The 14,425-nt window shown below is 33.5% G+C and carries 10 protein-coding genes; 4 read left to right on the top strand and 6 right to left on the bottom strand.

The window, feature by feature from the left end; translation table 11 throughout:
* Positions 1 to 5 precede the first annotated feature (5 nt).
* The 3 genes from HH304_RS14460 to HH304_RS14450 are packed head-to-tail and all read right to left on the bottom strand — an operon-like array spanning position 6 to position 4,676.
* Positions 6 to 1,607, bottom strand: a complete 1,602-nt coding sequence (locus HH304_RS14460) for a tetratricopeptide repeat protein (RefSeq protein ID WP_169682884.1) — start codon at positions 1,605 to 1,607, stop codon at positions 6 to 8.
* Positions 1,607 to 2,551 (bottom strand): PorP/SprF family type IX secretion system membrane protein, encoded by a 945-nt coding sequence (locus tag HH304_RS14455; RefSeq protein ID WP_169682882.1) that lies wholly within the window; start codon positions 2,549 to 2,551, stop codon positions 1,607 to 1,609. The genes HH304_RS14460 and HH304_RS14455 overlap by 1 nt, the downstream gene beginning before the upstream one ends.
* Positions 2,532 to 4,676, bottom strand: a complete 2,145-nt coding sequence (locus tag HH304_RS14450) for an HYR domain-containing protein (RefSeq protein WP_169682880.1) — start codon at positions 4,674 to 4,676, stop codon at positions 2,532 to 2,534. The genes HH304_RS14455 and HH304_RS14450 overlap by 20 nt, the downstream gene beginning before the upstream one ends.
* Before the next feature lie 345 nt (positions 4,677 to 5,021).
* Between HH304_RS14450 and HH304_RS14445 the strand changes: the two genes are divergently transcribed.
* Positions 5,022 to 6,425, top strand: coding sequence for a sugar porter family MFS transporter (locus HH304_RS14445; RefSeq protein WP_169682878.1), 1,404 nt, complete (start codon positions 5,022 to 5,024; stop codon positions 6,423 to 6,425).
* A gap of 72 nt (positions 6,426 to 6,497) precedes the next feature.
* On the opposite strand, the gene HH304_RS14440 is transcribed toward HH304_RS14445, so the two are convergent.
* Positions 6,498 to 7,661 (bottom strand): hypothetical protein, encoded by a 1,164-nt coding sequence (locus tag HH304_RS14440; RefSeq protein WP_169682876.1) that lies wholly within the window; start codon positions 7,659 to 7,661, stop codon positions 6,498 to 6,500.
* A 112-nt stretch (positions 7,662 to 7,773) separates the two neighbouring features.
* Complete coding sequence (locus HH304_RS14435; RefSeq protein WP_169682874.1) at positions 7,774 to 8,784, bottom strand: hypothetical protein; 1,011 nt, start codon at positions 8,782 to 8,784, stop codon at positions 7,774 to 7,776.
* Positions 8,785 to 8,936: 152 nt separating this feature from the next.
* Between HH304_RS14435 and HH304_RS14430 the strand changes: the two genes are divergently transcribed.
* The 3 genes from HH304_RS14430 to HH304_RS14420 are packed head-to-tail and all read left to right on the top strand — an operon-like array spanning position 8,937 to position 12,954.
* Positions 8,937 to 9,467 (top strand): RNA polymerase sigma factor, encoded by a 531-nt coding sequence (locus HH304_RS14430; protein WP_169682872.1) that lies wholly within the window; start codon positions 8,937 to 8,939, stop codon positions 9,465 to 9,467.
* A gap of 38 nt (positions 9,468 to 9,505) precedes the next feature.
* Positions 9,506 to 10,411 carry a FecR family protein gene (locus HH304_RS14425; RefSeq protein WP_169682870.1) on the top strand — a complete coding sequence of 302 codons (906 nt, stop codon included), beginning with the start codon at positions 9,506 to 9,508 and terminating at the stop codon, positions 10,409 to 10,411.
* Positions 10,411 to 12,954, top strand: coding sequence for a TonB-dependent receptor (locus HH304_RS14420; RefSeq protein ID WP_169682868.1), 2,544 nt, complete (start codon positions 10,411 to 10,413; stop codon positions 12,952 to 12,954). Before HH304_RS14425 ends, HH304_RS14420 begins: the two co-directional genes overlap by 1 nt.
* A gap of 23 nt (positions 12,955 to 12,977) precedes the next feature.
* On the opposite strand, the gene HH304_RS14415 is transcribed toward HH304_RS14420, so the two are convergent.
* Positions 12,978 to 14,063: a DUF2652 domain-containing protein gene (locus HH304_RS14415; RefSeq protein ID WP_169682866.1), complete on the bottom strand. Its 1,086-nt coding sequence runs from the start codon at positions 14,061 to 14,063 to the stop codon at positions 12,978 to 12,980.
* Positions 14,064 to 14,425: the final 362 nt, after the last annotated feature.

Raw genomic sequence — 14,425 nt, 5'->3', positions numbered from 1 at the left:
CCATCCTAATTAGCCTTGTTGTTTGTATTAAATAATTCTTTTACAATTACTATCTTATAAGTTGATTGCTTTTCTTTTTCTTTTGGAATGTCAAGGTTAACCAAGGCCTCACCCAAATTATCATCATTTATTTTGATATAGAATTCGCCATCATATGGAATTGTAATGCTAAATTCACCGTATTCGTTACTTAAGGCATGACTAACTGCTTCACCTCTATGTTTATCAATCAATGCAAGGGTAGAGTTTTTAAGTGTTGAAATGCTTTCTACCTCATCATGAAGTTCTTTAGCTTGTATTGATCCTGAAATCTTTATCGGATAAGTCTGAAGGCCAATTTTTACAGAGAATATATCGTCATTGAGTGTGCCTCCATTTCTATTAGAAGTGAAATAGCCTTCGTCATTTTTTGAAGATATTACCAATCCGAAGTCATCGAAGTTTGTATTTATTGGAAATCCAATATTTTTTATTTGACCTGGTTTCTCATTGATAAAATAAGATCTGAAAATATCCAGACCACCTAGACCTGGGTGCCCATTAGAAGCAAAGTACAAGGTTGTACCAATGATAAATGGGTAGCATTCATCTTTTTCTGTATTAATGTCTGCCCCGAGGTTTATGGGTTTAGTCCATGTGCCATTTATTGATTTCGAAAGATATAGATCTAAGCCACCATGTCCTCCCGGCATGTCGGAAGCAAAATATAATGTTTGAGTTTCTTCGTTATAAGTTGGTTGTGATATAGAATACTCTAAATTATTGTATGGAAAGCTTTCCGGATCAGTCCAATTTCCATTTACCTTATGTGAGATAAATAACTGAAGATTTGATTTGCCTGTTATTTTTGAAGGGGACCCGTTAGAAGAATAAAAAATCAGGCTGTCCCCGGAAATATATAATGTTCCTTTATTAAAACGAGATTCAATATTATTTCCAAATTCTTTTGGTTTGCTGTGAAAAGTATATCCTATTAATGAGTCATACTTTTTTTCAGTTTTTAACCATCTGGTGAATGATCTTGAAGAATAGTTATCTATCAGTTTTATGCCTCCATGAGAAGGAGCATCAGAAATATATATTATTCCATCTTTATAAAGGCAAGGTGCGAATTCATTGTATTCGGTATTAATATTAATAGAACTGACTTCAAAAAGAGTTGAGTCTTCATAAAGAGTATGTCTATTATTCAATTGCCATACTATTTCGGCAATTGCTTCATTGTTAGGGTCGGTCTTCAGATACTGATTATACCAATGAATTGCTTCTTCATAATTTCCTGCGTTTTCAAATGACTCTGCAAGAAATTTGTAGTCTGTTTTATTAAGGTTGTTGTTGTTTTCTGTGTAAACAGAAAGATACTTTACAGCTTGTTTGGGATTATTTAATTCCAAAAATGTTTTGCCGATTTTTAATGCTAATTCACCCTTTTTCTTTTTTTCAAATTTGTTAAGGTAGAGTTCAAGCGCCAACATGTATTCTTGGTTGGCATAATGCATGTCAGCTCTTTTTTCGCCATTTTTTAACTCACTAAATAGTGTCTGTGAGGAAACACTTTGGAAAGTAGTAAAAAGTAAAAGGCAATATGTTAAAGATCGGATATTCATTATCTTGGGTTTATTACCTTGGATTTTTTATGTTTAAATATATAATTAAGCATTAATTCATTAGATTCTTTGTCAAATAATGCATTTTTACCCGACGGATAGTCATATGCATATCCTATTCGCAACTGAGGCAATATTACTGCTTGTAACAAAAAGTTGAGAGAAGTTTGGTGCCGGTATGAAAACCCAATAGTTAAAACTTCTCTTAGTTCGCCCTGAATATTAACGTCATAGGTTATTGGTAGCCCTGCCGTATAATTAATTAATATTCCGGGGTAGATATTCAGGCTACTTGACATTTCGATTTTATAACTTGTCAAAAGGAAATATTTTGATTCGTCAAAGTTGTAAGTAAGGCTATCAGACTCTTTATCTTTTGATGTGTTATATGATGGTAGTGATATTCCAAGTTTGAATTTTTCACTGGTATATAAAAGACCAAGACCTAAGTCAAAACGAGTATAGTTAAAATCAGCATTTGCAATTTTAGGGTCTAATGGATTTTGAGCATACTGGCTTAATTGAGTATAATTTGATTGGATGTTTTTAATTCCAGCCTGAAAACCAAGAGCTAAATATCTATCATTAGATAAATTGATTCTGTAAGAATAGGCCCCAACAGCAGTTATGTTTCTATGAATTCCTATTTGGTCATGCGTAATAGTTGCACCTACACCACTGTTATTATTTTTAATTAAGGAATGCCCGCTTAAAGTTTGAGTAACTGGCATGCCTTCAATATTAGACCATTGACTTCTGTAAATTGCTGTCAAACTAAGTGCGTCATCAGCACCTGCATAAGCAGGATTTAATATAAACTCATTATTGAGATATTGAGTGAATGGCCCATTTTGAGCAATACACATTGATACCTTTCCTGATAGAAATACAAGAGTTATACAGAATACGACGGACACAAAAATATTACCTAAGTAGTTCAACATAACCTTGTAATTTTTGGTTTCCGTTTAATACTATATTGAAAAAATATGTGCCCGTAGGAATTTCACTTCCTCCAAGTGAAGAGTTGATATTCGAACCATCGAAAACAACATCTACATTATTATAACCGTTGGCATCATAAATTACTCGTCCCCATCTATCATAAATAGTCACATGGTTATTTGGATAAGATTCTATGTTTTCAATGACCCATACATCATTATATGAATCATTATCAGGAGTAAATATTTTATAGGGTATAACTGCTTCTTTAAACTTAACTTGTTCAGGTATTTTTACAAAAAATACACCTTGAGAACATGTTTGAGGTGTTCCGTTATCACACACCTCAATTAGAATTTCGTATAATGCAGCAGCATCTGAATTAGGGTAGAACTCTAAACAGGTACCATCCTGTAGTAAATCTCCCAAAGAGCCTTCTCCTAATAAAATTTTAGAAGATTTAATATTAATAATATCTCCATCAGGATCATTAATAGTAGGACAAACTTCAAGCCTTTCTGAATACTCTAACTCAATGGTGTCTTTTTTAATTACAGGAGGATGATTGGTTTTAATTGTTACATTAAATGAGACAGTAGTTTCATTACCCGAATTATCTGTTGCTGTATAAGATACTGTTGTAATTCCTTCTGGAAATATATCACCAGGCTTATGTGTAGAGTACTCATTGAATTCACAGTTGTCTGTAGCAATTGGTTCTTCCCAACTATAGGCTAACGTTGATTTTGTTGTTTTAATAAGTGTGTCTTTAGGGATATTTGAATAAACAGGAGGATCGTTATCAATTATGATAACATCAAAACTGCAGTAGCTTTTTCCTGTTATATCAATGAATTCATACACAACATTAGTTGACCCAAGTTGAAATAACTGACCGGGTGTATAGTTTGATTTGGGAGGAATACCTTCAATCATATTAGCGGTAGGTAAATCCCAAGATGCGAATGATTCACAATTTTGATCAGCATCTAATATTATATTATCAGGACAGAAAGTTATTTCTGGCCCATTTTCTTCTTGTACTACAACCTTAAAAGAGCAAGTTGTCTGATTTCCATTTTTATCTTTAGCTGTATAAGTGACCGTTGTACTGCCAATATCAAATAATGATCCGGGAGTATGTGATTTTTGGATTGTTGTAATTTCACAATTATCAGAAAATTTAGGCTCCGTCCATTGGACTGTTTGAGCTCCATATCTTATAATATCTTCCGGACAAAAGGTGGTTGATGGAGATACATTGTCAATTACTTCAAAGTTGAATGAGCAAGTGGCTTTATTTCCGGAACCATCAGTAGCTGTGTAATTAACTGTATATGTGCCCGGAGCCAGATTTTGACCTTTCGGAATACTTGGGTCAGAAATTGTAACTGTTCCGCTATTGTCTGAAGCTTGTGGGTCAGGCCATGTTGCTAAAGCAGTACAACTGTTGTCGTCGGTATAAAAAATTAAATCAGAAGGACAATAATCGAATTTTGGAGCTAGGTTGTCAACTCCTTTAAAAGCTGATTTGCCATATTGTAACTCGCAAAAGTTATTTGAACAAGTACTATTAATGTCATTACATCTATTATGGTTAATAAATTCTGGACAGGTAGCACCACATTCCATACAACCACTGTTGGTATTGTCAAAATTTGACAGGATATCCACTATGCCGGTGCCTGTCCAAATTAAAGAAGTAGCTTTATTCTGTAGGTTTCCATCAACAATTAGAAAACCATCCACTATAAATTCAAAATTGCATGCAGCGCCACTTTCACATCCCCCACCAGCTGTTTCTATTTGTAAATTGCCCTGTACAACAACTGTGACTCCTTCCGGGATTATTATTTTACCATTTCCTGCTGCAAATATTTTAATAATTCCTCCAATGCTAATAGTTGAGGGTGAATCAAATGTAAATGAATCTCCATCGCTAAGGGGTATGTTTCTTCCTATTTCAACATTTCCATTTGTTGAATTGCATACTGATGAATAATTTAAATTGCTATTTCCAGGAAAGTCAACAATACAATTCCCATTAACTATTAAAGGAATAGTTGTTAAAGAAAACAGAAATGTAATCTTGAATAAGAAGTATATAAGCTTATTATTTAACATAAAAAAATAAATATGAAGGATTAGCATCCATCATATCTTGAAAAAATCATACAAACACACACTAAAACAGGGTCAATATATATGAAAAAAACGAATATTGAAAGGTTTGAATATTTATCTAAGTATTGCGATGTAATAAAAATATCCTTGTTTGGATTAATGTTTATTAGATATGATTTTTTTTAGTGGATATTTATTTCATTTCGAAATGGTATATGTATCAAATCCTTAAAAGAATTAAATTAAGAGGGGAGTGCCATTTAAGATAGTTTTATTCTTTAATGTTTTATTTCTTATATTCAGCATTGTAATAAAAAAACCAAATACAACGAACTACAAATAAACATGTCAAAAAACGGATTACTAATACTGGTAACCTCAGTCGCTGCATTAGGTGGGCTGCTTTTTGGTTACGATACCGGGGTGATTAACGGATCACAGTTTTACTTTACAAAGTATTTTGAATTATCTGACGCAATGCAGGGTTGGGTAGTTTCGAGTGCATTAATTGGTTGTTTTATTGGAGCTCTTTCTGCCGGGGTCGCAACCAGAGTTATCGGAAGAAAATACAGCTTAATAATTTCTGCCTTTTTATTTACTATATCTGCATGGGGTTCTGGTTTGCCTTCCATGCTTCCAGAATCGATCTCGTTACTTGTTACCTTTAGAATACTTGGGGGATTGGGTATAGGTCTGGCCTCGATGGCAGCACCTACTTATATTGCTGAGATTGCTCCAAAAGACAGAAGGGGAATTCTGGTGACATTTTATCAACTAGCAATTGTTACTGGTTTTTTCGTGGTGTTTTTGGTGACCTATTTTATTGGGCAAAACTTTACTCCTGAACAAAATATCAGCGAAGGATGGAGATGGATGTTCTGGTCTGAGCTAGTTCCTTGTCTTCTATTTTTAGGTCTTACTTTTTTTATTCCGCAGAGTCCAAGATGGTTAGTTCTTGTTGGTCGTGAAAAAGACGCTCTTAAAGTATTAAATAAGTTACATGAACCTGCAGCTGCTCAAAAAGAAATTAATGAAATTAAAAGTTCACTTGAACAGGAGAATTCAATGCAAAAATCTGAAGTATCTGTATTTCAGAAGTCTGCATTAGCGATAATCATAATTGGTTCATTATTGTCATTATTTCAACAGCTGACTGGAATCAATGCTGTATTATATTATGGTAGTGATATTTTTGAAAAGGCTTTAGGCTTCAAACAAGAAGATGTGTTAGCTCAGCAGATATTATTAGCTGCAGTTAATTTTGTATTTACATTTATTGCAATGTTTACTGTTGATAAACTCGGACGTAAGCCACTAATCATTATTGGTAGTTTTGGAATGCTTTTAGGGTTTATTCTACTTGGAGGCTCTCTATACCTTGACAAGGTTGGTATGGTCTCTTTAATCGGGGTATTAATGTTTATTGGGTCTTTTGCTATGAGTATGGGGCCTGTAACCTGGGTGCTATTATCTGAGATGTTTCCTAACAAAATTCGAAGTATTGCTATGTCAATAGCAGTAGCGGTACAATGGGCGGGCAATTACTTGGTATCTCAATCATTCCCGATAATTGCTAACAGTGAAACCAATGTTGATGGAGTGTGGAACAAATCACTGCCATATTTCATTTTCGGTGTATGTATTTTTCTCTTGATATTATTTACTAAAAAATATATAATTGAAACAAAAGGAAGATCTTTGGAAGAACTTGAAGGAATGTGGGCAGAAAAATATGGGAAAATTGAATAAAATTTATTATATTTAAGTAATTGGGTCCCGGATATAGTTATTCGGGGCTTTTTTTATGCCTAATCTAATAGCCTATTGAATGATTACTTCCTCACAGTATGAACTTCCCTGTGGACATTCAGGGGTTTCAGCAGTTAGGCAAATACTATAATTACCTCTTGAAAATTGATAGAAAAACTGGTTGTCTCCATTTTCATCTTCTAGTTCAGAAGCTATTAAATCACCATTTTGATATAACTCCCAATTGTAGGAAATACTATCCATTTCAAAAAAGTCAGCTCTAAAGGTAAAACTGTTTTCGGTTGAGTCACGAGTGAAATGTAACTGCGGACATAGATCTTCTACGAAAATTGTTTGACAAAAATCAATGCCGTTACATTCGCTTGCTTCGGATACTCCTATCATGCAAATTTCATGTTGACCTGGCTGAAATACCCAACTCAACTGTCCATCGCCTTGATAATCAGGCCCATCATTTTCAATAAATTCACCATTGATGAACCATTGATATGCGGTAGCAAAATTTGATAAAGAAGTGTCGGCTATAAACGTATAGTTTGAGGTACTATCAGATCTTATGGTATATCCTAATTGTGGACATTCTTCACAGCTTGTTGCTAGTTCTAAAACTTCGTACTCATTATTATAGATAATAATTGAGTCAGCATTGTATACTATAAGCTGGAGAGGATATGTTAATTTAAATCCTGAGCTATCTGGTTTGCTTGAAATGTAGATTAAAAAGTCATCTGAATTTGAGAATGTGTTATTATTAACTTTAGAAGGATAGTCAAAATCATAACATCTTAGAAATCCTGCTATGAAATCATCTTCAAATGAGTTTATACTCAACTCATCTAGTAATAAGTTGAAATCAGATTCATTATTTATTATTTCAATGTTTCCTGATATAGATACTTCGACAGGAAACTTAATTTCATTTATATAAAAGCTAGATGATTGACTTTGAATGATGGAATTCAGTCCTTCTTCATTTGTGACTTCAACAATAAGCCCGTTAGTATATGCTATATAAATTGGGAAAATAAAACTTACAGAATTGGTTGCAATACTTCCTGATGGATCATCGTAAGAATTTAAAAAACTTATCAGAGCTGAACTCTCAGATGTTTGTATGTCATTTGTGTCAGGAATGTCCAGGTCATTATCCACACACGACCATATCAATGTGCTAGACGCAATTAAAAGGATAATATTTAGAACAGATTTATACATGTAATTTCAAATCACCAAGATAATATTTATTGTTTATACTATCATGTCATGAGATAGAAAAAGAAGGCCGCCATAATTTTTACGGCCTTCAAATTATGAACAAGAAGGGGATCTATAAACGAATTTCCTCACATATCTGGTAGTTTTCGCAGTCGCCATCAATTTGTTTTAAACAGATGACATAATTCTGATTTGGTTCAAAATACCATTGAAAATTATGAGAGCTGTTACTACCTGCCTGTCTGGTTTTTCCACCCAGGTAATCTCCATTTGTAAATACGGACCATGAATAGCTTATCGAATCCATATCTTCAAAATCTGCAGTAAAAGTATAAGTTGAATCATTATTGTCTAGCGCATAATTAAACCCTAACTCTCTGCATTCTGCTATGGTTCCCGTTGAATCATCAGGAATACTATCAAATTGAATAAAATAATCTGCACAAAAAGTACTACCCTGAGGACAGTTTGGTGTTTCAGTGACCAGACAAACTTCATAGTATCCTTCAGATTCGAAAATATAATTGAGATATCCATCACCGTTATAGTAATTACCTTCATTTTCGACAATTTGTCCGTTAACCATCCAGCCATACCACTCAACGGAATCAAGCTTACTCGTGTCTGCAAAAAACTCATAGTTTCTGGCACTGAGAATGTTTGTTGTAAATGAAAGTTCAGGGCATTGACTTTGATAGGGGTCGTATGAAATTGATTCACAGTAAAATAACTCGCCGCATTCATCAGTGCTTGATTTGATGCAAACCCGATGGTCTCCGGGATTAAACTGCCATACAAGTGTGTGATTAGTTGAGTCTTCCACGGCAATCTGGCCAATGGGTTCCCCATCAACGTGCCAGAAATAGGGTGTTTCATCTCTTCCTTCAAAATCAGCTGTGAAATAATACACGCCAAAGGAGTCGTTTTCAACAGAGAAGTGTAATATAGGGCAGCTTAAACTATCTGTTGATGATGAGTCATTTTCTGTTATATCATCTTTTCCTACTTTGCCAGTACCTTTGGAATCATTTTTATCAAAAGGATTACCATCTTCGAAACAGGCAGTAACAAAAATTACTGCTATGATTATGAAGAATGCCGGAAATTTAAAAGTTGTTTTCATCTTCTTTCTTTTTTAAAAATTGGTTGATTAACATGGGTGTCCCCGTTTGATAGTAAGACGACTGAAGGTATACTTTACCCCACCCCCCTCTGGTTAAAAAAAAATAAATGATTTGAGAAAAAGGGAAATTGGCATAGCTTTAAGCATCAATTATGCCCGACGAAAAAAAATCTATTTGTGAAGAACAGAATTTTGATTCCTTTTTTAAGAAGGAAGCGAAATCACTATTTTCTTATTTGAGCTATCGGTTTGGGAATAGTGAGCAAGCAAATGATGCTGTTCAGGAAGCCTTTGTCAAACTATGGCAGAATTGTGCTGAAGTTCAGTTTGAAAAAGCTAAAGGTTTTTTATACACGGTTGCTACAAATTTAATGACGAGTGTAAAAAGACACGAACAGGTAAAATTGAAATATTCAGAAAGAGCCGTTCAAATAAATTCAGGGAAGGCAAATAATGAGTCTCCTGAATATCTTATTATAGAGAAAGAATTTATGGAACGGTTAACTCAGGCAATTAATGAACTTCCGGAAAGACAACGTACCGCTTATTTATTGAATAGAGTAGATAAAAAAACTTATAGGGAAATAGCAGAAGTAATGGAGATATCAGTAAAAGGAGTTGAAAAACTGATGCATAAGGCACTAATTAAAATTCAAAAAATTATTGACGAAGGGGTAGGGTAAATTAAACGTTGTTCGTTGTTTATTTAAGCAATCAAGAAATGAAAGAAGGTAATGATGATACATTTTTAGGCCGCTGGCTAAACGGTGATCTCTCTGATGAGGAAAGGGCGCTATTTGAAGCTAGTGAGGAATTTAAAAAATATCAAAAGATTATTGCTGCAACTGAAAATATTGAGCATCAAGACTTTGATGCCGAAAGTGTTTATCAAAATATTAAACAAAAAACTCACGGACAAACTGCAAGTCAATCAAAATCTTTACCTAAATATTGGTTTGGTGTAGCTGCAGCAATAGTACTTTTAATAACAACATTTTTGTTCTTGTATAAACCTGTTTCAATTTATGAGACTGAGTATGGTCAGATATCTAAAGTTTCATTGCCTGATGGGTCTGTTGTTAAGCTTAATGCCAAATCCAAAGTGGTATTTAATAAATCAAACTGGAATGAAAACAGAAATATTGAACTAAGCGGCGAGGCTTTTTTTGATGTTGAAAAAGGGAATCAGTTTACAGTTAATACTATTATAGGGAGTGTCACGGTTTTAGGAACAGAGTTTAACGTTACACAGTTAGATAATTATTTCAGAGTAGCATGTTATGAAGGTAAGGTACTGGTTAAGTCTGGGGATTATAAAAAAGAATTATTGCCGGGAATGGTGCTACAGATTAATAATAATAAAGTCGAAAACTCTGAAACAACAGAGAGATCTCCTGCCTGGATGTCAAATAATAGTGAATTTGTGAATGCTCCGATCAAAGTAGTGATTTTAACTCTGGAAAATCAATATGGAGTTGCTGTGGATTATAAATTAATTAATGAAGAATTAACTTTTACTGGTCGTTTTCCTAATAACGATCTTAATACAGCTCTTCAAATTATAGCTGAGTCTATTGGGTTGAGTTATAGTCAAGAAGGGGAAAGGATCATCTTTAAAACCAATTAATGAAGGCTGTTTTTGCAATTACTACCTTTATTTTTTCATTTTGGTTTGTTTTTGGTCAGTCCGAAAACTCTAAAATATCCCATGATTTAGAGTTGAAGCAATTCCTTGCCGAACTTGAAGTAAATTATCAGGTTCGTTTTTCATTTATTGATTCAGTAGTGGTTAACAAATCAATATCACGGTTTGATATTAGTGAGTCATCATTGCCAGATGTTTTGTCAAATCTAGAAAGGATGACTAACCTGAAATTCGTGTTGATAAACACTGAGAACGTAATAATCAGGCATTTTAAACCGTATGACAAGGTTAATGTGTGTGGATATCTCATTGATGAACATGGTAGGGCGGTTTCAAATGCAACTGTAAGTGTTAATTCTTCACAGAGTGCTATCCAAAGTGATAATCAAGGTTATTTTATAAATAGAGTCCGCTATGGGGAATATTTAGAAATTAGTCATATAGGTTTTGCAACCAGGAAAATATTAGCCTCTGAATTATTAGGAACGTCTTGTCCTAATGTAAAACTATCTGAAAAAATAAAGGAGTTGCCCGAAGTTGTTTTGAGTGATTTTTTAGTCGGAGGGATGTCAAAGGTAAATACCAAAACAAAATTGAAGCCATCTGAACTTGGGATTTTGCCTGGTTTGATTGAACCGGATATTTTGAAAGGTATACAACAATTACCGGGTGTATCGGGTCCTTTTGAAACAGCCTCCGGAGTATACGTTCATGGAACTTCCCCTGATATGAATCTCGTTACCTGGAATGGAATTAAAACTTATAATCAAAGCCATTTTTTCGGAATGCTTTCAGCTTTTAATCCATTTGTTATTGACAGAGTTGAATTTGTTAAAAATGGTGTATCTCCGGAATATGGTGACAGAATTTCCGGAGTTGTGGATATAAGATCGGGAGAGGAAGTAAACAATGAATTTGATGGAGGAGCAGGATTTAATATGTTATATGGTGATGCCTATTTAAAAATACCGATCATAAAGGATAAAATCTCGGTAAATATTTCAGGAAGACGCTCTTTTAATGACCAACTGGAGACTTTTACTTATAAAAGCTATTCCGACAGGGTTTTTCAAAATACAAAGATAAATGAAGACCCTTCACAGGGTGTACAGGACTTCGATAATGATTTTTATTTTACTGACTTTACAACAGGAATTAATTACCAGTTAGATGATAGGAATAAAATCAATTTTAATTCTCTTTACACTAAAAATGATCTTTTGTATCGTTCTTCCAATCAAAATATAGATTATTCAGATCTGTTAAAAACTGAAAATGAAGGATACAATATTAACTGGAATTATAAGGGAAGTGATCTTGAATTAGAAATAGAAGCCTATTATACAGGGTATTTATTAAACTACAAGTTTGAACGAACTTTAGCATCTTCATCTGAAACTTCATTTAAAGACAATTCAGTAGATGATTTTGGATTGAACTCATTTGTGTTATTTGATATCAATAAAAGGAGTCAAATTAAAACTGGCTATCAGTATTCAAATAAACAAGTACAGTATGAATTCAAAAACTCTGGCCCGGGATATACCTTGATTCTTGATCAGTCAGATGAAAAACTAAATACCCATTCCCTTTTTAGTGATTACCAACTTAAAGCAAATAAATCAACTTTATCTGCAGGATTAAGAATTAATTACTATTCTGAAATGGGTAAAACGTACTTTGAACCCAGGCTATCAGCCGAACATAATCTTATCGGTGATCTATTTTTAAGCGGAACAGCAGAATACCGAACTCAAACCGTAAGTCAGATTAGAGAGTCTGTTGTTAGCGATTTGTCTCTGGAAAATAAGGTATGGTCGATGGCTTCAAATGAAGGTTTTCCGGTGATTGAATCGTATCAATATTCTTTGGGACTTGCTTATGATGATAATGGTTGGTTATTGGATGTTGAAGGATATTATCGGGATATTAAAAATGTTACTACCCTAACTTTCGGTTTTCTGAATCCTGTTGATAATAATTTCAGGATCGGGAATAGCGTTGTGAAAGGTGCAGATTTCTTATTGAAAAAACAGGTTGGTAATTTTCGTTCCTGGGCAAGTTATTCATATTTATTTAGTGAAAATAAATTCAAAGGTTTAAATGACAACAAGCCATTTCCGGGTAATTGGAATATTGAACATACATTAAAATGGATTGCATACTATAAGTTTAAGTCGTTGCAGTTTTCGCTGGGCTGGACCTGGCATACAGGAAAAACCTTCACAAATGTGAAAGTAATTGATACAACTAATGGCCCTCTGAAAATTGAGTATGGGGAATTAAATGCGAATAATCTACCCGTTTATCACCGGATGGATTTATCTGTTATATATGATTTTAAGCCTAATCCCGATAAAGATATTCGGTATAGATTTGGAGTGTCTATTTTGAATGTCTATGATCATCAGAATTTGTTAAACAGAGAATTTAGAACCACTCCAGGAGTAAATAATGAGCTTATTGATAACCGTATTTATGGTCTGGGTATTACTCCAAACTTGACTTTTAGAGTATTTTGGTAAAATATGATACTTATATAAGTAGCCTAATCTTTTATCCTTTCTCTTGCTTCCTCTTGATTAAATTCAATTATGCCTTTATCAATTTGGTCTAAGATACTTTCAACCTTTTGTTTGATTGCGATTTTGAATACAGGTTTAAAAAGTTTTTGATACCATGAGTCTAAATCAACCTTTAAATTTAAACTCAAACGGGTATTTGCTTTATCAATTGGCTCAAGGTAGAAGTCAGATTCAAAATATTTAAATGGCTTGGGGTTTTTTAATACCTCGCCATAACTGTAATTCCCGCCGTCTGCAGGCTTTATTGAGTCGAAATAAAGATCTTTGCCTTTTACAATACACCTATGTTCAGTGCCGACATGATTTATTTCGTCATGATTGTAAATCAATTGATCTGCATCCTGATTCCAGTATTTACGAAGGTCGAAATTGATTAGGAAGTTGTGGAGGTCTTCAATTTTCATTGGATAGTCGTGTATGCCAGAAATGTTAAGGTCATGGTGGGTGTGAAGATCCATTGAAATTTCATCTTGTGGAGAATACCAGTTATCAATTAACTGATATCGGAATTCAATATTTCCTAAAACATCATCAATAAAGGAATCCTCTCCATTAATTACAGTTTCCGGTGATAATACTAATTGATTGGAAAATAGAATGTATTCTTCTTGTTTGATACTATTTTTTAAAAGCCGATGAATCTCAATAACGGGTGAGCCAAAAGGTTTTTTTTGACCTTCAATTTCAATAAAATCAATTTCTCCGGCATGAACAATGAATTTAAGCTTCAAATTATTAGCACTTGAGCATGCCCCGCAATTACAAATTCTTTTGTGTTCATAATTTTCTAAATGATGATGGAATTGCTTGTAAATGTTTTTTGCAATTGTTATTAAATGAGAATCAGAGTATAGTTTATTTTGAGCATAAAAGAATACAGCGTCACCCTCAACTTCAGCAATTTCAAAATGTTGTTTGCCTTCTGATATTATGATTGAGATCAGTTCTCTAATGATATGATTGCTGTGTTGCTTTTCGGTTTCTTTAATATATCTGGTAAAGCCGGAAATATCAGGTATAAATAAGGTGGATAGATTGCTAGTTGGCATAAGTATATAGATTAAAGGCTTTATACTAATTTAACCAGCGTTTTATATTACAGGTTTCAGTTGGAAACTAATTTTTGGATTAATATGAATGTTTGATTATTTATTGATTCTCTAACATATGTAATGCTTAAGTTTTTGGGCTTATTTTAGTTAATAATTGTTAAAAACAATTTTAAATTAACTAAGATTTCCAGAATAATTTTTTCATATTTGCTGTCATAATACTAATAATGATGTGGTTTTGGAAGATTTTTCTAAACTCTCATCTTCAGGCAGGCAAAATAAGAGTCATTATTAATGTTAAATAATTGTTAAAAACCTAGTGAAGTTTTTAAATAAAGTTAATCTCATCTTACATGACA

Origin of the sequence: Marinigracilibium pacificum, assembly GCF_012926615.1 — a bacterium.
Taxonomy (GTDB): Bacteria; Bacteroidota; Bacteroidia; order Cytophagales; family Cyclobacteriaceae; genus Mangrovivirga; species Mangrovivirga pacifica.
Note: the sequence above shows the minus strand (reverse complement) of the source record. Positions and strands in the feature narration are given on the sequence as shown.

Bases quoted from the DNA above. Each gene is read 5' to 3' on its own strand.
- HH304_RS14460 (WP_169682884.1), bottom strand. From the start codon at position 1,607: ATGAATATCCGATCTTTAACATATTGCCTTTTACTTTTTACTACTTTC.
- HH304_RS14435 (WP_169682874.1), bottom strand. From the start codon at position 8,784: ATGAAAACAACTTTTAAATTTCCGGCATTCTTCATAATCATAGCAGTA.
- HH304_RS14440 (WP_169682876.1), bottom strand. From the start codon at position 7,661: ATGTATAAATCTGTTCTAAATATTATCCTTTTAATTGCGTCTAGCACA.
- HH304_RS14455 (WP_169682882.1), bottom strand. From the start codon at position 2,551: ATGTTGAACTACTTAGGTAATATTTTTGTGTCCGTCGTATTCTGTATA.
- HH304_RS14420 (WP_169682868.1), top strand. From the start codon at position 10,411: ATGAAGGCTGTTTTTGCAATTACTACCTTTATTTTTTCATTTTGGTTT.
- HH304_RS14430 (WP_169682872.1), top strand. From the start codon at position 8,937: ATGCCCGACGAAAAAAAATCTATTTGTGAAGAACAGAATTTTGATTCC.
- HH304_RS14425 (WP_169682870.1), top strand. From the start codon at position 9,506: ATGAAAGAAGGTAATGATGATACATTTTTAGGCCGCTGGCTAAACGGT.
- HH304_RS14415 (WP_169682866.1), bottom strand. From the start codon at position 14,063: ATGCCAACTAGCAATCTATCCACCTTATTTATACCTGATATTTCCGGC.
- HH304_RS14450 (WP_169682880.1), bottom strand. From the start codon at position 4,676: ATGTTAAATAATAAGCTTATATACTTCTTATTCAAGATTACATTTCTG.
- HH304_RS14445 (WP_169682878.1), top strand. From the start codon at position 5,022: ATGTCAAAAAACGGATTACTAATACTGGTAACCTCAGTCGCTGCATTA.